Origin of the sequence: Salinibacterium sp. UTAS2018 (assembly GCF_004118935.1) — a bacterium.
Lineage (GTDB): Bacteria > Actinomycetota > Actinomycetes > Actinomycetales > Microbacteriaceae > Rhodoglobus.
Window position 1 is genome coordinate 1,199,469 of the sequence record NZ_CP035375.1, and the last position, 24,594, is coordinate 1,224,062.

A 24,594-nucleotide genomic window follows, 5' to 3' on the forward strand; every position below is an offset into this window, starting at 1 on the left:
GCGGCGATTGGCCAAAATTGGACTAGTGCAGAAAGGCTTCGAGCAGGGCCGCCGATCGACGACCGTCGTGTACTTCGCGAACGAAATCAGGCCCCACCGCGGCGTGTTCAACAAACCGAACCGGGTCGGAGCACACCTCACGCAGCGTGGCTTCCAGCGTCTCAACCGTAGCTTCAATGACGGGCAATTCACGACTGACCGCATTCTCGACGTGGGCGCGCACATCATCGAACAGATGCGCCACCACAATTCGCCCTGCCGCGAGCGCTTCGACAGCGGTGACGGAGTAGGTACCGATACGGAACTGCTCCAGAACGATGTCTGCTCCGTGATAAACCGCGGGCATCTCATCCGCCGGAATATCGACCAGTTGCTGGTACTCGATGATCCCCTCTTCGTGGAGACGGAGCAGCATCGGTTCGATGAGCTCTGAGCCTTTGATCCACGGATTTGTCGGCGCGTGCACCACGCGAGGTCGCGCCGCCTGCAGCACGGGCTTATCGGTGTGCCAGAGCTCGGGGTCAATCACGACCGGAATCCACTCTGCGGCGGGCCAATCCATGAGCAGATCGGGCGTCGTCACGAATACGGGAGCGGCCGCTCTGGCCAAAACCGAACGGTTGCGCGTCGTCACCGCGCGCAAACGAGCGATCTCGGGATGCCCTTGGTCGTTGAAGGGAGACGCCGGATCTCGTGAGGCGTGCAGGTCAGGGCCGCGCAGGTCTGTTCCGTGGGAGAGCAGGGCAACCGAGACACCGCGGGCACGAAGCGCCGCAATCTCAGCGACGACGTCGCCGCCGAAGAACCCACCAAAGAGGGGAAGCTCGGCTTCGAGGATGACGTGAGTGAAGTTGCGCGAGATGTGCTCGAAGTGCTTGCGCTGCCAGCGCAGCGAGTGCTTGTACACGCGTTGCGGAACCTGCAGGTCAGCAGGAAAGTTGTACCCGCGCTGGAGAATTCGCTGCATGTTGACCGCGCCAACACCGTCGATGCGCTCCGCCGCTCGCGCTAGGCGAAACCCTTGGGCCGCGAAATTGGCGGGCCCGACGAATAGCCGGATCGGGGTTTCTGGCACAGAACACATTGAGGGAACATCGCGTGAACTGTAGCGAAATTGCGGCGCGTGAAGTCGCGAACTCACCCACTCGGGCAAGTACGATCGCACACTGGTGAGAAGGGGCCGCACCCCTCAATATTGGCACGAGCACCCTCCTCATCTAAACGCCCGAGAGCAAAGACGCAGTACGTGCTGCGAACGGAGACCGAGCGAATAGGATTGGCATGTCCCCAGCGCCTCATTCTTTGGAGTGTGAATGCACGACGTAAACCCCTTGCAGCACAGCACCGCTGACGTTGCAGCGACCGCTTCGATAGCCGCAACCGCACGCATCTGGCACTACGCTCAGGTCCGCGAGAACGCCGTCATCGGAGAGAACTGTGTCATCGGTCGCGGCGCCTACGTCGGCACCGGGGTCGACGTTGGCGACAACTGCAAAATTCAGAACTACGCACTGGTCTACGAACCCGCCACGTTGGGCCGCGGAGTCTTCATCGGGCCCGCCGTCGTTCTCACCAATGACCACTTTCCTCGCGCCATCAATGCTGATGGCTCGGTCAAGTCTGCTGACGACTGGATGCCCGTGGGCGTCGACATCCGCGAGGGTGCGTCGATCGGCGCCAACAGCACCTGCATCGCACCGCTCGTGATTGGCCGCTGGGCTCTTGTCGGCGCCGGCTCTGTTGTCGTAAAAGATGTCCCAGACTTCGCGCTTGTTGTCGGCAGCCCCGCTCGCCGTATCGGCTGGGTAGGCACCGCCGGGCATCCGCTCACTCAAACATCGCCAGGCCACTGGGAATGCCCGGTCACTGGCGCCCGCTATCAAGAAACCGCTACCGACCTTTTGATTGAGGTGCAAGATTCGTGATTCCCGCAGCTAGGCCCCAAATCGGCCAAGACGAACGTGACGCAGTCGATCGCGTGATGCGTTCAGGCATGCTCGCTCAAGGCCCCGAGGTCGCCGCATTCGAAGCAGAGTTCTCTCAGATCGTCGGCGGAGCACAGAGCATCGCCGTCAACTCGGGCACCTCGGCCCTGCACATGGCGTTCGTTGCCGCCGGAGTGGGCGCTGGCGACGAAGTGATCGTTCCCTCGTTTAGCTTTGCTGCCACCGCCAACGCGGTCGCCCTCGCGGGTGCAACTCCCGTGTTCGTCGACATCGAGCGCGACTACTTCTCTATTGACCCTTCAGCGGTCGAAGCGGCAATCACGCCGCGTACCAAAGCGATCATGCCGGTGCACCTCTACGGCCACCCCGCACTCATGGTCGAACTCAGCGCCATCGCCGCCAAGCATGACCTTCTGGTGTTCGAAGATGCCGCTCAGGCACATGCGGCATCGATAGCGGGCGTACCCGTCGGCAACTGGGGAATCGCAGGCTCGTTCTCCTTCTACCCGACCAAAAACATGACTTCGGGCGAAGGCGGGATGATCACGACGTCCTCCGACGAGCTCGCACGCGTTGCTCGCCTACTGCGCAACCAAGGAATGGAACGCCGCTACGAGAACGAGGTCGTGGGCTTCAATACCCGCATGACCGACATCCATGCCGCTATCGGTCGAGTGCAGCTCGGCAAGCTCGCCGGCTGGACAGCGCAGCGTCAAGCCAATGCGGCCTTCTTCGATGAGCACCTCAGCGGAGTTGTGACTCCCCCGGTTGCCCCCGATGCCGTACACGTTTATCACCAGTACACGATTCGAGTAGTCGATCAGGATCGCGACGCTTTCGCTGCGGCTCTTGCCGAACGCGGCGTAGGCACCGGGGTGTACTACCCCACCCCCATTCACCGCCTGCCCTCGTTTGAACTTGACCTCGATTTGCCGGTGACGGCTGAGGTTGCCACTCAGGCGCTGTCACTCCCGGTCTACCCTTCCCTTACCGACGCGGAGCGCGAGACCATCGTGAATGCCGTCAATGACGTAGCAAAGGCAGGCAGCTAATGACGCTTCGCGCAGGTGTACTCGGACTCGGCGTCATGGGGCGCCACCACAGCCGTGTTCTCAATGAGCTTGAGGGCGTCGAATTCAAGGGCGTCTATGACCCCTCGGATGCCGTGCCGTCGCACATCGAAGGCAAGCCCGTGGTTCGCGATCTCGACACTTTTCTCGACATGGGCTTCGACTACTGCGTCGTTGCCGCCCCCACCATCTACCACCTCGAGATCGGCACGATGCTCGCCAGTCGCGGCATCCACGCGTTGATCGAAAAGCCCGTCGCCTCGACCTCTGAAGCCGCTAATGAGCTGCGAGATCTCTTTACCGCGGCCGGGCTGGTCGGCGGCGTCGGCCACATTGAGCGGTACAACCCTGCCCTTCAATCGGCACGCCAACGCATCCAGGATGGCCTGCTCGGTGACATCTATCAGGTCACCACGCGTCGCCAAGGTCCGTTCCCCGGGCGCATCGCCGACGTCGGTGTCATCAAGGATCTCGCGACCCACGACATCGACCTGACCGCCTGGGTCACGCAGCAGGAGTACGTCTCGATCAATGCCCGCACCACGTTCCGCAGCGGACGCGAGCACGAAGACATGGTCCTAGCAATCGGCACACTCAGCAAGGGCACCATCGTCAGCCACACGGTGAACTGGCTCACTCCTTTCAAGGAGCGCACCACGATCATCACCGGCGAGCACGGTTCTCTCGTCGCCGATACCCTGACCGCCGATCTGACCTACTTCGAGAATGGCGTTCGCCATCACCAATGGGATGACATTTCTCAGTTCCGTGGTGTCAGCGAAGGAGACGTCACTCGTTTCGCACTCGACAAGAAAGAGCCGCTTCGGGCTGAACACGAAGCGTTCCGCGATGCGGTGCTGTCGGGCGACACGAGCGCAATTGTGACGCTGGCCCAAGGTGCCGCGGTTGTCGCAACAGCGGAGAAGTTCGTTGCTGACGGTCTCGAGCACCGTCTCACAACGCCGTAGGGGCTGTTTGTTCCTAACCCTCTGACGAGTCCTGCTCGTTGTCGGCGCGCGCTAACGCGACCTGTCGCGCCATCGCGGTGAGGTCGTTTTCGAGACGGCGAAAACGGCGATACGTCGTCGCTGCGACGCCCAAGAACGCCAGAACGGTGATGTAGAGCAGCAGGTCAGTGCCTCGTCCGACGCCGAGCAGACGCGCGGCGAAGGTCCACACTTGCGGGACGAAGATCGATGATCCTGCCGCCACTATGAAGAGCAGCATGAAGATGCGTTGAATCGCTTGATTGCGCGCTCCGCCGCCCCGCAACATCACGATCGCGACGACGATAACGGCGATGATCGCCAGGATCTGGAAAATGATGGTCACGATGCCCTACTTGAAGATAATTTCGACGAGGATGTTGATGGCGTTGAGCACCGACTGCCCCTTGCTTTTGGAGTATTCTGTGTAAACGATGTGCGTGGGATGCTCAGCCCAGGTCGCCTTGTGCAGGCTGATCTGATCAACAAGCTCCGACGCATGGGCCATGCGGTTTTGCCGCAATTGCAGCTTGAACAGCATGTCGCGAGAGATGACTCTGAGGCCGTTGTGCGCGTCGGTGAGCGCCATCCCCGTTGTCAGTCGGGTGTAGCCCGTGGCTAAGCGAAGAACGAATCTTTTGAGGCCACTCATGGCGGTGCGATCGTCGAGAAACCGAGACCCGATGACAATGTCGAGTTTCTCGTCGCGCAAGCGCTGAACCATGTCGAGCGCATCCTGAACTTGATGCTGGCCATCGGCGTCGAAGGTGACGACTTCTGTCATCTCGGGAATCGCGCGCACGTACTCAAAACCCGTTTGCAGGCTTGCCCCCTGACCAAGATTGATCGGATGCTGCACCACTATAGCGCCAGCCGATCGAGCTTGTGCTGCGGAGTCGTCAGTGGAGCAGTCGTCAACACAGACCACATGAGGAAGGGATTTGCGGAGTTCCTCGATCACGGACGCAATGACGCTTGCTTCGTTATACATCGGAACAACAACCCACGTTTGCGCCATGAAGCTAGTTTCGCACAGTCTGTGTCGCGCCAACTCGACGCGCGGCCGCATAACCACCGGTAGGATTGGGGCACTATGGCGCACAGTACTCAGCGGGCTCTTGTGATCGTAATGTCGCCTATCACGCGAGACCCTAGGGTTCTCCGCCAGGTGGACTGGTTGCGAGGCGAACACTGGGAAGTCGACACCGTTGGCCCCGCCGGCCATCACGTGCCCGGCGTTGACACGCACTACGGCCTGTCAGACCCACCGCGATGGACGCGAACCACAATTGGCTCGATGTTCATCTACACGTTGCTTCCCCACGCGCTCAAGTTTTCGGTGCTGCTGGAGCGGCTCATTCCGCAGGAGGTTTCCGAGCGGATTGCGGCCGGTGAGTACGATCTCATTCTCTTCAATGATCACCACTTTTTGCCGTGGGTGCGCAACCGAAAAGTCTTCACTCCGGCGGTAGTCGAGCAAGGAATCCATCTCGACATTCACGAATATGTACGCCCTCGCGTTCCTCGGGACAGCCTGTGGCGCGTCTTCGCCGCACCGTATTACGACTGGATTCGCACCCACATTGGCGACCGGCGCTTCAGCACCCGCTCGACGGTTGCTTCGGGGATCTCCGATTTGTACGTTGACGAATTCGGCATCGAGCCACTCACCATCGTCCGCAACGCACCGCCCTACGTCGAACTCACCGCAAGCCCGGTAAATCCGCAGCGCATTGAACTGCTCTATCACGGTGCAGCGAGCCAGGTTCGAGGCATCCCCGAGCTGCTCGAGGCAATGAAAGTGCTGCCCGAGCGCTTTCACCTCACGCTGATTCTGGTCGGCGAGCAAGCGAACATCGACTCTTACGTTCGTACTGTCGAGCAGCATCAATTGCGAGTGCAGTTCGTCGATCCCGCCCCCGTCGCCGAGATTGCTCAGCACATCAACCCCTATGACATCGAAGTGATGTTTTATCGGCCGCTGAATCGCAATCTCGAATTTGCGTTACCGAACAAGCTCTTCGAAGCGTTTCAAGCCCGACTGGCCATTCTTATCGGTCCGAGCGCCATGATGACGGGTGTCATTGCCGAGTACGGCAACGGCGCCGTCGCCGCCGGGTGGGAGGTCGCTGACCTCGTCGCGGCGATCGAACAGCTCGATGCTGAGTCGCTCGCGCAGATGAAGCAGAACTCCGATCGTGCCGCTCGCGAAATTTCTGCAGAAACAGAGCGCGAAGCCTTCTTCCGCTCCTTCGGCGGCACTACGTCGTAGTGACGCTTGAAAGCGCTCAGACGCAGCGCTGGAGTACGTGGCGTTTATCGACGCGTATCGAGTGTCTTGTCGTACACAGCGCGATACGCCTCGGCGCGAGCATCCTCAGCGAACAGCGATTCGGCGGCGGCGCGAATCTGCGCCGCTGACCATCGTTCTGGGTCATCCCGCAGCTCAAGCACTGCGTCGGCAATTGCTCGCCCGTCGCGAGGCACGAGTCGCGATGCCCGAGCGGGCAGAAACTGCAAATGCCCACCCGTGCCGCTGGTGATGACCGGAAGCCCCTGACTGAGTGCTTCAGCGATAGCCACCCCGAAGGTCTCCCCGGCAGTGGGCAACACAAAGATATGCCCATTCGCTAATACGTCACCCAGCGCGCTCGGCGCGACGTGACCGAGGAGCGTCACCCTGTCGGCGATCCGTAGCTCGACTGCACGTGCACGGATGTCAGCTTCACGACTCCCCGAACCGGCCCACTGCAGCGTGGTTGGTATTCCTCGGCGCGTAAGCTCGGCCACGGCGTCAAGAGCTTCGAGCGGTCCCTTGTGGGCAACCAGGCCGCCGACGCCCACGAGCCGAATCGGTTCTGCCCCGTGCAGAGGAATCGCGCTCGGAAGACGGCCGCCGTTGGAGAGCAATACCCGATTACCAATAACGGTCGTCGGCCGCTCGCGGTGGCGATCCATCTCGTCGGCAAGACCTCGACCCACGGCTACGACTTCGTCGGGGAGTGCGAGATCTTTGCGCAAATATCTCATCGCGAGACCCGCGTGCCAGCTTGGCGGAGCCGTGACGAGCCCCGACCAGTGTTCCGTGTGCACCCAGGGCACGTCGAGGTGGGCTCGCGCCGCGGGAAAAAGTGCCGGGAATGCCATCGTGTGCACAATATCCGCAGACTTCGCAGCATCGCGAAGCTGGCGCACCGCGCCACGATAGCTGTCGGGGCGTGAAAAGTGAAAGTGGGCGCGTTCGACCGGAAAGCCGACAGAGTCACCCGGCACTGGGCCCGTCAACGCTGCGCCAGGGGAAACGAGATGCAGTACAGAGACGTCGTGTTCGCGGCCCAGAAGTTCAACATCCCGCAAGTTGAACACTCCCGCGCCCGGCGACGCCTCGCTGGGATACCAGGGGGTCACAACCAGCACGCGCATGCAGCCAATCGTACTGTGCGATTTCGACGGACAGTACGTACCTGCCAGGGCGCTGGGCGTGGGCGAAATCGGGCCGCGGACCGTAGAATGATTCGCGTGAAGATCATGAGCGTAGTGGGCGCACGCCCGCAATTCGTCAAACTTGCCCCCATCGCTCACGCGATCACCGCAGCCGGCCACGAGCACGTCATCGTGCACACGGGCCAGCACTACGATCCGATGCTCTCCGACGTGTTCTTTCGCGATCTGAGAATTCCTACTCCGGATGCGCATCTTGGAGTCGGCTCGGGATCGCACGGAGTACAAACCGGTGCGATTCTCGCGCAAATGGACGAAGTTCTTGAACGCTTCCAGCCCGATTGCGTTCTCGTCTACGGAGACACCAACTCGACGTTGGCTGCCGCCGTGAGCGCGGTGAAACTTCATTTTCCCGTGGCTCACCTCGAAGCCGGTCTGCGCTCGTTCAACCGGTCGATGCCCGAAGAACACAACCGTGTGCTCACCGACCATGCCGCAGATCTCTGCCTCGCCCCGACCGAAGTTGCGATGAAGCACCTCGCGACCGAGGGTCTCACGAGCACCGCTGTGCTCGTCGGAGATGTCATGACCGATGTGCTTTTTCAAGTGCGCGACAGCGTGCTTGCCGGCGGCACGCAGAACCCGCTGGCCGATATTGACGCGCCGAACGGCTACTACGTCGCGACGATCCATCGCGCTGAGAATACGAACGACCCTGAGCGTCTTCGCGAGGTAGTGGCAGCACTCGGCGCGGCAGACAAGCCCGTCGTGCTGCTCGCGCACCCGCGCGTTCGAGCGAAGGCCGAAGAGCACGGCATTTCGCTGGATGAAGGCGCGCTTATCTCTCGCGACCCACTTTCTTACCCCGAACTTATCGCCGCGGTGCTCGACAGCGCCGGAGTTGTAACCGACTCAGGCGGGCTTCAAAAAGAAGCGTTCCTCCTTCGCGTACCGTGCACCACGGTTCGTCACGAAACCGAATGGGTCGAAACGATCGAGCTCGGCTGGAACGTGCTCGCCAATTCCACTGATGAGATCACCGCGGCACTTACGCGGCCTGCTCCCGACGCTACGGAAGCCGCCCCTTATGGCGACGGCGACGCCGCGACGCGCGCCGTCCAAGCCATCATCGACGGAATCGCACCGCGGGCGTCTTAGTTCGGTGCGCTGGATGTCGCCGAGCGGCAACTACCTCTCGGTGAGGTCCGTTGCTACTTGACGCGCCCGCGCTTCCCACGTGTGCTGCTGGCGCACTTCACGCGCGCGCTGCTGAGCTGCCGCCAGCTCTTCGGGGTGCGCCTGAAGCCGCGACAACAGCTCTGCTAGAGGTTCGGCTCCGTAGGAGATGGCCCATCCGATACCGTTTTCTTCGACGAAGTCACCGGCGAGGCTGCCCTGAGTCGCAACGATCGGTTTGCCGTGGCCGAGGTACTCGTAGAGCTTCATGGGCGCGGCGAATTCGCGGTACTCCAGCGGTTCCATCAGGAGAACGCCAATGTGAGCATCCGCATAGAGTCCTTCGAGCTCTGAACCCGATTTGTATACGACTGTCGTCGAATCATTGAGAACGTCAGCGTAGAGCGGCGCGGATTCGGCCCATTCCCCCTCTCGGGTGCAAATGGTGAGCCGAGCACCGGGGCTCATGCCGACGCCGCGAACGGTCTCTTGCATTCGGTAGTAGCCACCGGTTCCGCCTACGTAGAAGAGGGAGATCCCGGTGCTCGGCGACGGAGAGTCGAAGCGTTCGGCGCCCGGAGGGAGAGCCAGTGCCTGTGGTTGATTCTCAATCGGCAGATATGCGGCCATGCGCATCGAAGGGAGGTAAATCTTGTCGACACCCTGGCGGTAGCCACGCAGATCAGCGCGATAGCGCCATCGCAGTATCGCCGTGTACGGCTGCCCCACGCGTTCGGCGTACTCCTCGAACTGCCAGTAAATATCGCGATAGAACAAGCCAACGGGCACACCGGCTTTTCTGCAGAACCGCAAGAACGCGACGTCTCTCGTGAGGCTCGTCGCCGGGGTGATCTTTTCGCCGAGGCCCGTCGGAGTCGTCGAGGCCTCCGAATAGACGAACTCAACCTTCAGCCCCGAAGAGATCCGCTTACGAAGTGCGCGCATCTGCTCACGCCGCTCGGGATGACGCCCCGAGACCTCGAAAACCTCATAACCATTCGCTTCGAAGGCCCGTCGCATTCTGACGGGGCGAATACCACTCGCACTCGTCGCCGCCGGATTCAGCGGGAACGGCACGTGATAGATCATCACTGGTCGCTGGCTCATCGCAGCGGCTCACCATCGTGCAACCCCGCGAGCTGGGCTTGATGCGCGAAGTCGGGCACGGCGGCCGCAAGTTCGTCAAAGCTCCCCTGGCCTAACACCCGGCCGCGGTCGAGGTAACACAGGCTGTCGTAGTTGCGCACCGTCGATAAGCGGTGCGCAATCGTCACGAACGTGACGCTGCCCGATAGCTCGTTCATCGCCTTCGTAATGAGGCTTTCGGTGCGATTGTCCAGGGCGCTCGTCGCTTCGTCGAACACCAACACCAGCGGGTCGGAGTACAGGGCTCGTGCGATGCCGAGGCGTTGCTGCTGGCCTCCTGAAATCGAAGCGCCGCGCTCTCCAATCGGTTCGAAGATTCCACGCTCTTCGACAAGTTCACTGAGCTGGGCACGTCTCAGCGCCTCGATGACTCGTTCCTCGTCAAAATCGCCGGTCCACGTGAGCGCGACGTTTTGCGCGATCGAACCGTTGAAGAGAGACACCCGTTGGGGCACATAACCGACGCGGCTGCGCCACTGTTTCACTACTTCGTCGACAGGGGTTTCGCCGACGGAGATTGATCCGGAGGTCGGAGTGCTCAGCCCGAGGATCAGGTCGATGAGGGTCGATTTGCCGGCTCCCGAAGGACCGACAACTCCCAGGCTCTTACCGAACGGAACGGTGACCGAAATTCCCTTGAGCACGTCTTCTTCGGATCCCGGGTAGCGGTACACCACATCCCGCAGCTCAAGCGCTGTCGCCGACTCGGGGAACGGCTTCTCGATCCGCTCCGACACTGCGATGTGAGTGTCGTTCTGGGCTCGAGTGAGCTCGCGGATGACATCTCGGGCGTACACGATGTTTGCCGAAGCATTCGTGAAGCTGGCCTGCACATTGTTCAACGCGGGAATCATGCGGAACCCGGTAGCAGCGAAGAGCGATACCGAGACTGTGGCCGCACCGATTCCTCCGATGAGGTACCCGGCACCACCGATCAGCAGGAAGCCACCGATGAGAGCGGCCTCAAGCGAGTACCGGGGAACTATGCCGAGGAACGACATATTTGCTCGAGCCTTGGTCGCCACCTTGCGGTAACTCGACACGACCTCTCCCGCCTCATCGAGCTTGTTGCGTAGCGTCACCTCTTTGATCGCGTCAACCATCTCCGTCATCACGCTGGCTGCTTTATATGCATACTGACGGTTCACGCGACCGGCCTGCCGCGCCTTGGTCGTCACCACGAGAATCATTACGAGCGCGACAAGGCCGAGATAGAGCAGCGCGATGAGAGCGGTCAGTGGCTGTACGACGACCAGAACCACCAGCATCGAAACGAAGGTGAAGGCGTTATTGGGCAGTTGGGACAGAGGCAGGATGAAACCAAGGTTTGTGTTGGCCATCGAGCTGTCGACGATGCGCGTGATTTCGGCGGTCGACAACGTCGACCGTGCTTCCCAACTTGACTGTGTGTAGGACTTGAAGAGTCGGTTGCCGACTTCGAGTTCGTACGTGGCGAATCGGCGAGTAGCGCGCCAATGGAGCAGCAGAGCGAGACCGCTCTTAGTAATGAAGAGCGCACACACAACAACGATGAGCCAGAGAACCTGTTCGTCGCCGATCGTCCCGATAACGGGCAATTGTGCCGGGGTGCCGGTTGCCAGCGGAGTGATGATCGCGGTGATCAATCCGAGCGCGAGAACGTCGAGTATCGACAGCAAACTCGTGATTACCGAGTAACGAATATAAAAACGCTTCGCCCCACCCGGCAGCACGGTAAAGAGCCGGCCCAGCGTTGTCCAAATGTCTTTCACGAGTTGCTCCCTAGCCGCGCTTCACGAAGTTCGCCGCTCTGTTCTTGAGAGTGCCAGCGTTGCACAGGTTCTGCCTTCTGTTGAGCATTCACGATCCATGCTCCCCTCGTCGATTCGTCTTTGTCAGCGCCTGCACTGCACGCTCCGCCACAGCGGCGAGGCTCACATTCTGCGCAGCCCACTCGGCAGTGAGCTGACGAGCTTCGGCGCTCGGCTCCACCCCAAAAGCGTCACGCAGTGCGGATTCGATGGGCTCTACCGCATAGTCGCATCCGACACCGAGTGCTGCTTCACCCGCTCGCCGGGTGATGAATTGCCGCACGGGCCCGGGGCCGGCGAAAATGACGGGAGTTCCGGTAGCCCACGAAGCGAAAACCTTGGTGGGAAAGGCAAAGCTATAGCCGGCATCCGGTCTGATCGATGCGAGGCTCACGACGGCGCCGCGGAGCCAGGCTGCCGCCTCGGCCGGCGGTACTGTGGCAACAAAGGTGACGACGCCATCCGGTAGCAGTGCGGCTCGGGCACGCAAGGTATCCCAGTCACTGCCTTGGCCGAGGAAGACCAGCTTGGCCTCGGGATGGTCAGGCAGTACGCGTGCGAGCGCATCGATGAACACCGCAGCCCCCTGCCACTCCGACGCTGTGCCGGGATAGATGGCGTACTTTCCGCCGTCGTGTACGGGCCCGTCCGCCGAGAAGATTGACGTGTTAATGCCGTTGCCCACGGTATGGATGACGGCGCGAGGAGCAATTTCACGAATACGCGCGCTCACTCCCTCGTTGACGGAGAGCACCCCGCACGCCCCGTGCATGGCCGAACGTTCCATGGCACGCACGACCCTCACGACAAGGCCAGGGGCACCAGTCGACTCACTCGCGTCTGACCAGATATCAGCGGCGTAATACGCGTACGGAGTGCGCCGCAGAGCAGCAGCGATTCGCACGAAGAACCCGGTCGTCGGCGGTGGTTCGACGACGATGAGGTCTCTCTTGGCACCGAACAAGATTCGAAAGAAGAGCGGGATATCGAAACTCATGTACTGCAGATAACCACGCACGTATCCCGTCGCATCGCGAAGTACGCGGTTGCGCTTGACGCGGTACGGCCGAGAGTGATCGTTCTCGGTGCCGCGCAGTGCGGGCGGCGGCACGACGGTGAGCACCGTCACCTCGTGTTCGGCATCCGCAAAAGCCTCGGCAAGAACGGAGAGGCGAAACGACGCCGCGCTGGGCTCCGGCTCGAAGATTCGGCTCGCAATCGCTATGCGCATAACGCCCTTACGCACCCTCGACGACAGAGGTTTCCTGCTGCTGCACGAGCATCATGGGAGACCTTTCATGGAGGGTGCGCGCCGAATTGCGCTCCCCCGAGAATACCGTCTCATCGCTGCTGAACTGCCGCGCCGACGGGCACAGGGTAAGACACTGCGTGAACGCTGAGTGAACGCGAATATGGACGGCGGGATAACCACCAGCATCTAGCACCATTGCGCTTTAGACTTGACCGCGCGTAAGCGTTGCGTCACACAACTCTAAGGACTCGGTTTCGTGAAAATTGCGGTAGTTGCCCTCGGTAAAATTGGCCTCCCTTTGGCCGTTCAATTCGCCTCGAAGGGCCACGAAGTCGTTGGCGTCGATATCAATGCCAGCTTCGTTGATCTCATCAATAAGGGCATCGAGCCGTTTCCGGGGGAAGCTCACCTGCAGGAACACCTGAGCGAACTTGTGCCGGCCGGCAAGCTGCGCGCAACCACCGACTACGCCGACGCTATCCCCGGCGCCGATGCCGTGGTACTCGTTGTGCCCCTCTTCGTTGATAACGATGCCAACCCCGACTTCGGGTGGATGGATGTCGCGACCCGCTCGCTCGGCGAACACCTCACCCCCGGCACGCTGGTCTCCTACGAGACCACCCTGCCGGTGGGCACCACCCGTACACGCTGGAAGCCGCTGCTTGAAGAGGTCTCTGGCCTGACCGAGGGCAAAGACTTCCATCTGGTGTTCTCGCCCGAACGCGTGCTGACGGGTCGAGTTTTTGAGGACCTTCGCAAGTACCCGAAGCTCATCGGTGGGCTCTCCGCCGAAGGCGCCGCTCGCGCCACCGACTTCTACAACGCTGTTCTCGACTTTGACGACCGCCCCGACCTCGTGCGCCCCAACGGCGTCTGGGATCTCGGATCGGCTGAAGCCTCCGAGCTCGCCAAACTGGCCGAGACCACCTACCGCGACGTCAACATCGGTCTCGCTAACCAGTTCGCTCGCTTTGCAGACAAAACCGGCATCGACATTTACCAGGTAATCGAGGCGACGAACTCGCAGCCGTTCAGCCATATCCACCAGCCGGGTATCGCGGTGGGTGGGCACTGCATTCCCGTCTACCCGCGCCTGTACCTGTGGAACGACCCCGACGCTACCGTCGTCCGTGCCGCTCGCGAGGCGAACGCAGGCATGCCCGAATATGCGGTCGGGATGCTCGAGGGCGCCCATGGAGACCTCACTGGCCAGAGCGTCGCGGTACTGGGTGCCGCCTACCGCGGCGGTGTGAAAGAGACGGCGTTCTCGGGCGTATTCCCGACTGTCGCCGCTCTCGAAGCCCGTGGAGCCGTCGTAAGCGTGCAAGACCCGCTCTACACCGACGACGAACTTGGTGCACTCGGCTTTGCGCCGTTCCATTGGGGCGAGTCTGTCGATGCCGTCGTAGTGCAGGCCGACCACGCCGAGTACCGCACTCTGACCGAGGAACAGCTGCCCGGCATCCGCACCTTTATCGATGGTCGCCGCGTGAGTTCTGCCGCGCAGTGGCCGAATGCCACGTATCGGGTCATCGGTACGGCCTAAGACGACACCAGCGCCGCCTGCTTTCGCGGGCGGCGCTGTGTACATGCTGCAACGAACAGCAGCGTGCTGCCGCGCTCAGCAGAAAATCTAGCGAGTGGATGCCTTGAGCACGTCGACCGCTTCATTAACAGGGCCGTCGAAAATCTTCTTGCCCTTCTTCACTACGATGCCGCGGTCACAGAGCTCGCGAACCGTCTTGGTGTCGTGGCTAACGACGACCATTGTCTTGCCTTCGTCAACGAGTTCGCGAATCTTCTTGCGGCACTTTTCGCGGAACGGAGCGTCACCGACGCCCAGAATCTCGTCGACAAGCAATACGTCGAGTTGCACGTGAATCGCAACCGAGAACGCAAGCCGCAAGAACATTCCTGAGGAGTAGTGCTTCACTTCGCTATCGATGAACTCTTCGATCTCAGAGAACGCAACGATGTTGTCGAACTGAGCGTCGATCTCTTTCTTGCTCATACCGAGAATGGCAGCGTTGAGGTACACGTTTTCTCGACCCGAAAGATCGGGATGGAATCCCGCCCCAACTTCGATAAGCCCGGCGACTCGACCCAGCGTGCGTACGCGGCCAGCGTCAGGCTCCAGCACTCCAGAGATGAGTTTAAGAAGCGTGGACTTTCCCGAGCCGTTGTAGCCGAGAATAGCGACGGACTCGCCAGGCTGCACGGTGAAGCTGATGTCTTTGAGCGCATCGAACGACGATGAGATCTTCTTTTTTTGCGTCCACGCGATGAACGCTTCTTTGAACGAGTGCGTGTGACGAAGCAGGAAAGTCTTCTTGACGCCGTCAACGATGATGCTGGGGCGATTGTCGGTCGTGGTGAGTGGCTGTGTCATTAGAGATCCTGCGCAAATCGTCGTTCGAACTTGCGGAACACCATCTGACCGATCACGGTTACGATCACTGCCAGAAGCAGAGCGAGGAGTGAGTTGCGCACAAGGTCAGGCGGCGTCGGGAGCGCTCCACCGGTGGAGGAGAACCAGAATCCGTAGTGGAACAGTTCTACCGCAGACGTCAGCGGGTTGAGCATATAGATTTCGTAAAGCCAGCCCGGCAGTACAGCAGCGATGCTGTCGTAACCGTAAAGAACGGGCGACGCCCAGGTAGCAAAGATTCGGATGATCTCGACGAGGTTTTGAGCGTCACGGTACGACACGTTGACCGCGCCAAAAATGAGGCCAAGACCGGTGGAGAACGTGATGACGATCAGAGCGCCCAGTAGCACTGCCGCGATCTCAAGGATGCCGGGTTGCCAACCCGTGAGAATGGTCGCGATCAAAAGAACGACGACCTGCGGCAAGAAGTGGATGAACGCGACGATCACGGCCGCGACGGGAAAGAGCTCCCGCGGCAAATAGATCTTCTTGACGAGCGCTTTATTGTCGACCACTGACGTCGTGGCATTAGTGAACGCCTCGTTGAAGAGGTTGATAACGATGATCCCGGCGAGCAAATACACCGCGAAGTTATCGATGCCACGAGAGCGACCAAGCACAATGCCCATGACAAAGAAATAGATCATGTACTGGCTCAGCGGCTTAACGTACGACCAGCCCCAGCCGAACGCTGAGTTGCGGTACCGCGTCGAAACGCCCTTACGCACCAACAGGCGCAGCAGGTAGCTGCGCCGGAACACGTCGAGGAGCCCTCTGCCACGACCTGGAGTGGTGTACCCCGTCAGGTCGATATCTCCGGTAGCGGACAAGCTGTTGCTCTCTTTCGCGGGTTTCCCTGGCACACGAGCGGGGGCTCGCGCCATTACAACGTCACAATCCTAGTGCGGCTTACGCTGCGGCACTCAACGCTTCACTGTTTCCGTCCACGCCTCTACTGATGTGAGGGCTGCGGCGTGATCGCGGTACTGCTTTTGCAGAGTCTTCCACTCCCGCCCTAGTTGCCGATTGAGCGAGATGCTCTCTTTGAACAAACGGCGGAAGGTGGAGCGGTCGCGCCGGTACCACGAGGCTGCTTTGCCATCGGCGGTATCGATCAGCACGCTGTCGAGCAGCGGAACCCTCCACCAGGTTGCCTCACGCTTGGCGAGTTCAGCCTGCGGTTGGCGCCGAAGGTCGGCGGGAACGTCGGTAAACCAGTGGCGCAGTAGCGCTCGCGCAGTGAAGAGCCCTAATGCAGCAGCGCCCAAGGGCGGCGGCGCATCTTCGCCATAAGTCTGTCGACCGTCGCGGCTAGAAGGAATCGTTGCCGCGGGGTAATGCTGCATCTCGGCGAAATCGCTCGCCTGTGCTCGAAGCTGCTGCAACTTTGTCGGCATGAGCTCGTGCAGCGCTTCTGGCCCGTTGAGCACGTCGCGGAACGCTTGATTTCTCAGAGTTGCGGGGTAGTACTGGAAGGAGATCAGGTGCTTGATGTCGATCTTTCTGAACTCGCCCAGCAACCGCGAAGGCGATTGCGCCGTGGAGTGCAGCAACGCAACAACGAGTCGGTTTCGCGCATGAAAATAGGATTGCCAGTCGACGGTGTCATCTTTGTCGCCCCAGGAAATGTGCCAGAGCGCCGCACCGGGTAGTGACACGGTGGGAAAACCGGCTTCTTGCGCCCGCAATCCATACTCCGCGTCGTCCCACTTGATGAACACCGGCAGTGACAGCCCAATCTCGCGAACAACCGAGGTGGGGATGAGGCACATCCACCATCCGTTGTAGTCGCCATCCTGTCTGCTGTGCAGCCAGGGAGTTGCTCGCAGCGACTGGGCAGCGAAGTCGTGGCGTTCGTGGGCGCGATCAGCCGGCCCCCACATGAAGGTGTCTCGGTCGACGACTTCGGCGAAGGCGTGCAGCACCGACCGTTTGCCGAGATCGAGCATGTGGCCGCCCACGATAGTGGGGCTCACGCAGAATCGAGCGAACCACGCTGCGCGGAAGATGCTCTCAGGCTCGAGTTCGACGTCGTCATCGAGCAACATCACGAAAGAGGAATCGGGACTGTCGAGGGTTTCCATCATGCCGCGCGAGAATCCGCCCGATCCGCCCAAGTTCGGTTGGCGGATGATCTGCAGCTGGTCTGCCAAGGCCGCCGCCACTTCGGTGTATCCCTCTTGCCTCGCGACGTTCTTATTGCCCTGATCGATGACAAAGATCTTGTCGATTTCCGGAAGAATCTCCGGGCTACCCGCGAGCACTTCGAGAGTCGCGACGCAGTAGTCGGGCTTGTTGAATGTCGTGATGCCGAGCGACACCTTGCCCGTCGTGACAGGCGCTTCATCGACCGTCCAGTTCAGGCTCAGCAGCTGCAGTTCGCTGTCTGCTGCGAGGTCGATCCAATACCAGCCGCCCTCGACGAACGACGCCAGCGGCAGCCGAAAGTCAAGAGTCTCGCTGCCATCGACCGCGCTCTGATCGACCGTGTGGATTGCCCCGGTGTGATCCGAACGCATGACGGAGACGGTGCCCCGTCCACTTAGGGCCAGTCTGGCCGTGACATGCTGCACGGTTGTCCAGCGCTGCCAGTAGCTGGCAGGGAACGCATTGAAGTAGGTAGCGAGCGAGACGGCACTGCCGGCGCTGACCGTTACAGAGTGCCGACCGGTGATCGACACCGTGTCGCGATCTGCGGCATCCACATAGAGCGCGACTAATTCGTCAACGTGCTTCTCGGGAAAGACCGCATGTTGAATTGTTGTAGGCAGAGAACTCGAAGTCATTGTGCTTCTAGTGTGCCCTGCCCCGCCCTCATCAGCCCCATTTTCACGTCAGAAGAACACGAACTTTACGTGAACTCTCGGCGCGAGACTCCCCCGTATCGCCAATGAACACTACAGATGGACTACGTGATCGAACCAGACCCCGCGACTCGTGGATCTCGGTCAAGACCTGCAACAGCGGGTGAGTCCTTCGCAAAATCCATGGGAACAAGCCTTTTTGAAGTTTTAGCGATAGCTGCGAAGAACTTGACCAATGATCGCGCCACTCTTATCAAGAGGTGTCTAAGGCTCTTTGGAACAAACTTGCGCGCGCCGTCACGAGCGGTTTTTAGGACGGGAGAAGTGCGGGCCAACGAGAGTTCTTTTGATCTCGTCATATCCTCGATCGCTTTCCCCTTGAGAATAGGGACGACAGATTTTAAGGTGAAAGCGGGCGCAAATTCTATTTCCTCGCTGCCCAAACCTACAGCGTCTTTCAACGGCGCCAGATATTTTACGAACATCGGGTCTGTAGGACGCGTGCGGTAGTAGAAGAAACCGAATCGGAACAGATCTTGGTTTGCTAAGGGACGATCGAAGAAATCCTGACTGCCATATTTGCGTGCAAACTCGACGAGTTGCACATCAAGCGCGTCGTGCAAACGAACATCATTGTCCCGCGCTTTTGCGATTGGCACGATTCGATCCCCATCCTCGGCGTAGCCTTCAACGGTGCCAAAGGGAAGGTTGGCAAAAATCGCCTCGATCGCTAGAAAATTGAAATTGGCGGCCGTGAAGTTGTATCGAGTAGACAGCCCTGCGCTGGGGTTGATGCTTCTCGCGTAGTACATTTTCGTCTCGATTTCTCGACCAAATGTGGCTGTGAGCAAGCGCGCAAGGCAGTCTTGCGTATAGCCTCGCCCCCAGTACTCGACGAAAGCGAAATTCTCGGTGGGGTCAATCTCTTGAGCAAGATAGCGAGTTGCCAACTCGCGATCCTCCGCACCGCGTGCAAGAAGATGGCGTCGAAAACTCTCGGAAAGTTCCAGCGTGTTGCGGATCTCTGCCATGACTTCGGCGGTCAGCATCGACTCTTCGAGCATCTCGCTGAACTCAGGAAAGAAACTCAAGAACGTTTCGCGATCCATGCGCGCAACATCGAACAATGCCTGCGGCGTAGTGACCCCGCTGAAGCTACCATGCACCCGGAATGTGTCATCATCCAACTCGTCAATTTGCGAAGCAAGACGCCAAGCAGTGCGTGAACCGTAGATATACCGAGTCTTTAGGCTCAGCCCTCGCGTTTCAATTAGGACGTCACAAATACGCTTCAGGTGATGCCCGTCGCGCGAGATGAAGTAAAGGCACTCGATCCCCCTCTCTAAGGCGTCCGAAACTAGCCAGTCGACGTAAGGCACCAGATAGGGAGCAACATAGGAATACGCGAACCGCTCCACATCAGCGATGTTGGGGTCGGTCGCGACCTCGTGCATCATAGACGCGACCAAGTACATGTCGTAACTCTCGCCGAATCGAGCGGCGGCGGCTTCGTACCCTGAAAGGCGCGGCGTTTCGCGAGCCCGCGTAGTGATACCGAGACGCTCGGCTACCTTGATATCGGCGTGCGGGTTGTCTCCGGTGTGAATCCACTCTTTGTAGTCATACTTCAGATCTTCGTACACTCGCAAGTAGAGGTTGCCAGTCGACTTCTGCACCTTCTGGTCGCTCGACAAATACAACGGGAGGCTTGCCAGCATCGGGTCTGCCTTCGCCAGCATTTCTGTTATTACGCCCTTGGGGAGATACATATCGCTAATCAAGACGACCTCCTGCCCATCGGCTAACAGCTGCCGTATCTCTTCGACCGTGGCTACGTCGGGAATACAGCTCTCGATTTCTGCTTCAACTTCCCAACCGCTCAGCACTTCTACGAGGTCAGGGCTCAGCCCATACAACCCTGCGATTCGCTCGTAAACGTCGGAAAGCTGAATTTCGAGTTCACCGGTTACGTGTCTCGCTTCCTGACGGCGATAGTGGATTCGGGCTGACGTTTCAGCCTCCATACGAATCACAGGAAATCTGTTGGTGAGAGCTTGCGGGAATGGCAAGTCCGAGCTGCGCATTTTCTGGCGCAGGAGATGGAAAACGCTATTCGGCTGAACTCCACGACGGTGAATTACGGTGTCGAAGATATCGAACGAATAGAGGGTCGGAAGCTCAACGTTCCGCGGCACAAAGCTTAGTGCAGCATCCACTATCCGCTCCAGAGAATCCGGGGTCGAATAGTCCCAGAACAGGCTGATGAGCTTTTGACGCTCATCCGCATCGACCACAGGGTCTGTCTGAAGCGCTGCCAACAGATCTTCGAACGATGTAGCTTTCACCCCACACGACAGCTCGTCATAGGAGAAATCCGGTCGGATACTTTCTTCGAATCGCTCTGCATCGAAAACGTAGCGGATGACCCGCGTGACGCCAGCGGCGAGCATGTCGTAGAGGATCGATGAGTAGTCAACGATGGCTAAATCGATGTCCCCAAACATCTCATAGATGTCGTCTGCGTTATCCCAAAACAGCAAATTTTTGCACGAAGCGTAGTGAGATTTCATCCGAACGAAGTCAGGGTCCTCGGACAAGCGGGGGTGCATTTTAACGATGAGAAGAGTGTTCTCTTTTTCCAGAACCTCGATCAATGCTCCCACGTCGGGAAAAGCTTCCCGCAGGAAGCCGACGCTCTGCCCTGGCCGCCAAGTGGGGCTGTAAACCGCGATTCGAGCGTCCGGCGTTAAACCTTTGCGGTAGCGGACATTGTGGTCGTAGCTCGAAAAAGCCCCATGAGCGGTCCTGTAGACATTCTGAGGGTAGCCAGCGCGGATAACGTCGCTCTCTGGGAGACTTACGTGCTCCCGAAAATGCTCTTCCATAAGCGGCGAAGAGACGAGAAAGAGCTGCTGGTTACGAAAGTGCTGGTTGTTGCGAATGTACTTCATGGCGATGCGCCAGTTCGCGTACCCGACACCTTTCGCGCGCTCGATGGCCTTCACGCCTACACCGTGCCAAAGGTTCAGAAGCAACGCGTCCTCGAGGAGGGCTGGAATCCGCTCCTTCACCTGATCGACGACGAAGACCGATGCCCGGTGTTGAGCGCGCTGGCCCGCGGCTGACTCGAAAGTCGACGCGCTGAACCCTAACTTACGTATTTTTCGGACTGTAGCCATCGAGTCACAAAGCCAATGCGCATCGATGTCTTGCCGGAACTTCGCGACATGAAGGAATAACCACTTCGGGTTCCCAGCGAACGTGTTCGCGGAGTTAAATACCCAAAGTGGGCGCGAATTTTCAGACAAAAGATCTCGCTCGCAATCGGCTCGATCTGGGCGGTTACGGCCAGATCGAGCGGTTGATTAGGTGACTGGTTTTCTGCTTATTGCAGTGCGACGCTCCCCGATTGGGCCGACCACTCTTGCAACTAAAACTCAGTTCCCTCATGATAACACCGACAACCCCGCCTCCAAATGAAAGGAGCCCGGCGGGTCGTGAGCGGTCGATGCACCTCCCCTATTGACTTACAAATCTCCGGTATTGTCGTGAGGATTCATACGTCGCGAAAGTTCGGGGAAATCTAGTGCGCAAAATTCTTATTCGAAGCGGAAAAAGCCCGAACGTCGCTTTGGGCCCGGAAGCGTCACTCGCCTCATCGCGCTTTGCGGTTTTCGGCACAAACGTCGGAAATCTGGTTTTTAGTAACGCAGTTACGCGTGCGATCTCGGTACCCGGCGTGGAAGCCGTCTCAGACTCGCTTCTGTCAGAGCGGACGAATCCCACGGACGAGTACGTCGACCGAATCAATAATGAGTTCGAATCGTTTGTCGTTCCCCTCGCGAATGCCTTCCGCCCTGAGTTCGTTGGACCGTTGCGGCGACTCACCCGCCTCATCGAGCGGTTGGATATTCCCGTGACCGTAGTTGGCGCAGGGTCGCAACTCGATGTGACAGGCAACCCTTTCGGGGAGATCGAAACTGTCAACGACGCGAGTCGTGATTTCGTCAAGGCCGTGCTCGACAAGTCCGCGTCGATTGGCGTGCGCGGTGACATGACGAAAAAATACCTTACCGGGATCGGCCTGCCTGCCGATTCCATCGACGTCATTGGCTGCCCGTCTCTCTATGACGCTGGGCCAAACTTGCATATAAGCAAGAAGGTAGAGCGGATCTCTGCCGAATCGCTGCTCGCATTCAACACCCCGATGGCAATTGCGGGAGCTGACGAATTCGTTCGCCGGCATGCGGAACTGTACCCGAACCTTGTATTCGTTCCTCAGAGCAACAAAGAACTTGAACAAATGGTTTGGGGTGCTGCTGACAACGTTCGCGGCGCGATCCCGACCCATCCCGATCACCCTCTTTACCGAGAAGACAGAGTTCGGTTCTTTTTAGACCCGTCTACTTGGGCGGCCTACCTCGGCGAAAGAGATTTCACCTTCGGATCTCGTATCCACGGAAACGTGGTCTCACTTTTGGGCGGCACTCCAGCTGTAGTCTTCGCCTGGGACTCGAGGACACTCGAACTCGCGCAGCATCACAAAATTCCACACCTCACGATGCCGGAATTACCTCAAGATCTTGACATCCGGCGCGTATACGACGATGTTGATTTTGCAGATTTCAATGCCGCCGTACCTGAGAATTTTCGAAATTACGTGGATTTTTTGAACCGAAACGGGATCGAAAACATTCACCAAGACGGTAAGAGCAATCCCGAGTACGATGCAAAAATCTCGAAGGTGAGTTTTCCGGCGCCGGTAGGAACTGCCTACGGCGAGGATGGCGTCACTGATCTTCTCTCCCGCCTGCGGTGGTTGCGCCAAGGGCCCGGTAGCGAGGCGGGCCGGCGTTTTGGAGGTTATGTGCCTCCGATTGACCCCACGAAAATGCTTCCGGCGAAGGAACCTACCGACCTTCCTGCACAAGTCAAGGGTGTGCAACTTGCGATAGCACGCGTGGAGGACCGGATGGCTTATCTTGCTGAGCCGTTCGAGCGCCGCCTGTTAGCGGGAATTAAGACACGTTTCCGCTCTCTCCTACGTCGAGTCCGTCGGCGCTAGATATCGATAGTTCCTAGCGTCCAACACCATGTGTGACGCTAGGAACTATCGAGAGCAACGCGAAATGGCGACAAGCCGTTAATCCGCTATACGCTCCCGTGACGCCGCACGTTGATTACTTGGCCAGTGAGGTCGCCCAGAAGCACATCGATTGAAGCGTTTGCGACCTGCATGGGCTCGAGCAGCGAACCCTCTGGTTCTTCGCCGAACGCATCAAGGCGCATTTGTGTTTTCGTTCGTTCCGGGTTGATGCAGTTGACCCGTACTCCGTAGTCGGTCCACTCCTCTGACAGCGACTGAGTCAAGTTGACTGTCGCTGCCTTTGTCGCGGAATACATGCCGTAATTGGCACGACCTCGGGTGTAAGAGCTCGAAGTGAAGAACAGGAGCTGTCCGCTGGTCTCACGTAGGTATTTCAGGGACTCCTGCGCGATGATCACCGGGCCAAGCAGGTTGACGTCAAGGATATTGCGAACCTGTTCCGGAGAGAATTGCTCGAGGCTGCCCAACTCGAGAACACCAGCGGTGTTCACCACGTAGTCGATGCGGCCGGATTCAGCCTGCGCTGCCGCGAGAGCTGCGGCTACCGATTCGCGATCTTCTACTGCCGTGCCGGTCGTGGAGCGACTCAAGGACACAACATTGACGCCGAAGCTCTCCGCCGCCTCGACGATTCCACGCCCAATACCGGCGCTACCGCCAAACACGACCATGGTCTTGCCTGACAACTGCTCTTCGCGCTCAGCAGCATCCAAAGAACTGTGATCAGCGGAACGCAGCTGAAACAACTTATCGGCAATGAAGATATCGATGCCGGCCGTGACCTTCATGTTCTCTTCTTCACCGAGCACGACCGCGATGGGCACCTTTGGCGAATACTTCAACACCACAGAGCAGTCATCGCTGGCAGCAAACTCCGGATCGAGAACCGCACGGTCATAGGCCTCGCGGATCGTCGACAGCAGAAAGCCCTGAGGAGTCTGGCCTCGGCGAAGGCGGTCGCGCGGCGGAATCTTACGAATCTTACGACCGCTCCCGGCAACCTTAATGATCGTGTCTGCAGACGGAATAGCTACGTCGACTGCTTTATAGGTGTCAAGCGCCTCCACACAATCCTTCAAGATGCGGTGACTCACGAACGGGCGCACCGCATCGTGGAAGAGCACCTTCACCTCGTCGTCGCCGAGGGCCTCGATCGCTTTCCGCGACGTGTCGTTGCGAGTAGCGCCGCCGGCCAGAACACGAGTCAGCTTAGGAAACTGGCCCGACTCACGGATAGTTTCGACCGCTTCGAGGTGATCGGGTTCCATCATGATGATGATCTCGTCGATCTCGGGCGAGCTGTGCACGGCCTCGAGAGTGTGTTGAAGGATTGTCTTTCCCGCGATGCGAGCCAGTTGTTTAGGCATTCCCAAACCTGCCCGCACACCGATGCCACCGGCCAAAATAACCATGACCGTACGCAATTCTGATTCAGTCTTCACAACACA

The 24,594-nt window shown here is 59.2% G+C and carries 19 protein-coding genes; 7 read left to right on the forward strand and 12 right to left on the reverse strand.

Annotated elements, in window-relative coordinates; all coding sequences use genetic code 11:
* Window positions 1-22: 22 nt before the first annotated feature.
* Entirely contained in the window at window positions 23-1,084 is a 1,062-nt protein-coding gene (locus ESZ53_RS05705; protein ID WP_129071940.1) for a glycosyltransferase, read from the reverse strand.
* Window positions 1,085-1,313: 229 nt separating this feature from the next.
* Between ESZ53_RS05705 and ESZ53_RS05710 the strand changes: the two genes are divergently transcribed.
* The 3 genes from ESZ53_RS05710 to ESZ53_RS05720 are packed head-to-tail and all read left to right on the forward strand — an operon-like array spanning window position 1,314 to window position 3,984.
* The gene (locus tag ESZ53_RS05710; protein ID WP_129071941.1) at window positions 1,314-1,925 is read left to right on the forward strand and encodes an acyltransferase; all 612 of its coding nucleotides are present in this window, start codon (window positions 1,314-1,316) and stop codon (window positions 1,923-1,925) included.
* On the forward strand, window positions 1,922-2,998 hold the full coding sequence (locus ESZ53_RS05715; protein WP_129071942.1) for a DegT/DnrJ/EryC1/StrS aminotransferase family protein: 1,077 nt from the start codon (window positions 1,922-1,924) through the stop codon (window positions 2,996-2,998). The genes ESZ53_RS05710 and ESZ53_RS05715 overlap by 4 nt, the downstream gene beginning before the upstream one ends.
* Window positions 2,998-3,984 (forward strand): Gfo/Idh/MocA family protein, encoded by a 987-nt coding sequence (locus tag ESZ53_RS05720; RefSeq protein WP_129071943.1) that lies wholly within the window; start codon window positions 2,998-3,000, stop codon window positions 3,982-3,984. Before ESZ53_RS05715 ends, ESZ53_RS05720 begins: the two co-directional genes overlap by 1 nt.
* Before the next feature lie 13 nt (window positions 3,985-3,997).
* Here ESZ53_RS05720 and ESZ53_RS05725 read toward each other — a convergent pair whose 3' ends face one another.
* On the reverse strand, window positions 3,998-4,348 hold the full coding sequence (locus ESZ53_RS05725; protein WP_129071944.1) for a DUF2304 domain-containing protein: 351 nt from the start codon (window positions 4,346-4,348) through the stop codon (window positions 3,998-4,000).
* Window positions 4,349-4,354: 6 nt separating this feature from the next.
* A complete protein-coding gene (locus ESZ53_RS05730; RefSeq protein ID WP_197131160.1) occupies window positions 4,355-5,020 on the reverse strand; it encodes a glycosyltransferase family 2 protein in 666 nt (221 codons plus the stop codon).
* Window positions 5,021-5,170: 150 nt separating this feature from the next.
* Between ESZ53_RS05730 and ESZ53_RS05735 the strand changes: the two genes are divergently transcribed.
* Window positions 5,171-6,274, forward strand: a complete 1,104-nt coding sequence (locus ESZ53_RS05735) for a glycosyltransferase (RefSeq protein WP_168187189.1) — start codon at window positions 5,171-5,173, stop codon at window positions 6,272-6,274.
* Window positions 6,275-6,318: 44 nt separating this feature from the next.
* Here ESZ53_RS05735 and ESZ53_RS05740 read toward each other — a convergent pair whose 3' ends face one another.
* A complete protein-coding gene (locus tag ESZ53_RS05740; RefSeq protein WP_129071946.1) occupies window positions 6,319-7,425 on the reverse strand; it encodes a glycosyltransferase family 4 protein in 1,107 nt (368 codons plus the stop codon).
* A gap of 96 nt (window positions 7,426-7,521) precedes the next feature.
* On the opposite strand from ESZ53_RS05740, the gene wecB reads away from it, so the two are divergent.
* Window positions 7,522-8,601, forward strand: coding sequence for a non-hydrolyzing UDP-N-acetylglucosamine 2-epimerase (gene wecB, locus ESZ53_RS05745; RefSeq protein ID WP_129071947.1), 1,080 nt, complete (start codon window positions 7,522-7,524; stop codon window positions 8,599-8,601).
* A 30-nt stretch (window positions 8,602-8,631) separates the two neighbouring features.
* On the opposite strand, the gene ESZ53_RS05750 is transcribed toward wecB, so the two are convergent.
* The 3 genes from ESZ53_RS05750 to ESZ53_RS05760 all read right to left on the reverse strand — a co-directional run bounded on the left by ESZ53_RS05750 (window position 8,632) and on the right by ESZ53_RS05760 (window position 12,786).
* Window positions 8,632-9,726 carry a glycosyltransferase gene (locus tag ESZ53_RS05750; protein ID WP_129071948.1) on the reverse strand — a complete coding sequence of 365 codons (1,095 nt, stop codon included), beginning with the start codon at window positions 9,724-9,726 and terminating at the stop codon, window positions 8,632-8,634.
* Window positions 9,723-11,516, reverse strand: coding sequence for an ABC transporter ATP-binding protein (locus ESZ53_RS05755; protein ID WP_129071949.1), 1,794 nt, complete (start codon window positions 11,514-11,516; stop codon window positions 9,723-9,725). The genes ESZ53_RS05750 and ESZ53_RS05755 overlap by 4 nt, the downstream gene beginning before the upstream one ends.
* 88 nt (window positions 11,517-11,604) lie before the next feature.
* Window positions 11,605-12,786, reverse strand: coding sequence for a glycosyltransferase family 4 protein (locus tag ESZ53_RS05760; protein WP_129071950.1), 1,182 nt, complete (start codon window positions 12,784-12,786; stop codon window positions 11,605-11,607).
* Between the two features lie 277 nt (window positions 12,787-13,063).
* Here ESZ53_RS05760 and ESZ53_RS05765 point away from each other — a divergent pair, with 277 nt between their 5' ends.
* Window positions 13,064-14,353 (forward strand): nucleotide sugar dehydrogenase, encoded by a 1,290-nt coding sequence (locus ESZ53_RS05765; RefSeq protein WP_129071951.1) that lies wholly within the window; start codon window positions 13,064-13,066, stop codon window positions 14,351-14,353.
* Window positions 14,354-14,440: 87 nt separating this feature from the next.
* Here the strand turns inward: ESZ53_RS05765 and ESZ53_RS05770 are convergent, their stop codons facing one another.
* From ESZ53_RS05770 to ESZ53_RS05785, 4 genes are all read right to left on the reverse strand, one after another.
* Window positions 14,441-15,196: an ABC transporter ATP-binding protein gene (locus ESZ53_RS05770; RefSeq protein WP_129071952.1), complete on the reverse strand. Its 756-nt coding sequence runs from the start codon at window positions 15,194-15,196 to the stop codon at window positions 14,441-14,443.
* A complete protein-coding gene (locus ESZ53_RS05775) occupies window positions 15,196-16,119 on the reverse strand; it encodes an ABC transporter permease (protein WP_129071953.1) in 924 nt (307 codons plus the stop codon). The genes ESZ53_RS05770 and ESZ53_RS05775 overlap by 1 nt, the downstream gene beginning before the upstream one ends.
* A gap of 39 nt (window positions 16,120-16,158) precedes the next feature.
* Window positions 16,159-18,021 carry a glycosyltransferase gene (locus ESZ53_RS05780; protein ID WP_246837396.1) on the reverse strand — a complete coding sequence of 621 codons (1,863 nt, stop codon included), beginning with the start codon at window positions 18,019-18,021 and terminating at the stop codon, window positions 16,159-16,161.
* 122 nt (window positions 18,022-18,143) lie between these two features.
* On the reverse strand, window positions 18,144-21,347 hold the full coding sequence (locus ESZ53_RS05785; protein WP_129071954.1) for a CDP-glycerol glycerophosphotransferase family protein: 3,204 nt from the start codon (window positions 21,345-21,347) through the stop codon (window positions 18,144-18,146).
* A 278-nt stretch (window positions 21,348-21,625) separates the two neighbouring features.
* On the opposite strand from ESZ53_RS05785, the gene ESZ53_RS05790 reads away from it, so the two are divergent.
* Window positions 21,626-23,104 (forward strand): polysaccharide pyruvyl transferase family protein, encoded by a 1,479-nt coding sequence (locus tag ESZ53_RS05790; RefSeq protein ID WP_129071955.1) that lies wholly within the window; start codon window positions 21,626-21,628, stop codon window positions 23,102-23,104.
* Between the two features lie 86 nt (window positions 23,105-23,190).
* Here the strand turns inward: ESZ53_RS05790 and ESZ53_RS05795 are convergent, their stop codons facing one another.
* The gene (locus ESZ53_RS05795; RefSeq protein WP_246837397.1) at window positions 23,191-24,588 is read right to left on the reverse strand and encodes a bifunctional cytidylyltransferase/SDR family oxidoreductase; all 1,398 of its coding nucleotides are present in this window, start codon (window positions 24,586-24,588) and stop codon (window positions 23,191-23,193) included.
* Window positions 24,589-24,594 lie beyond the last annotated feature (6 nt).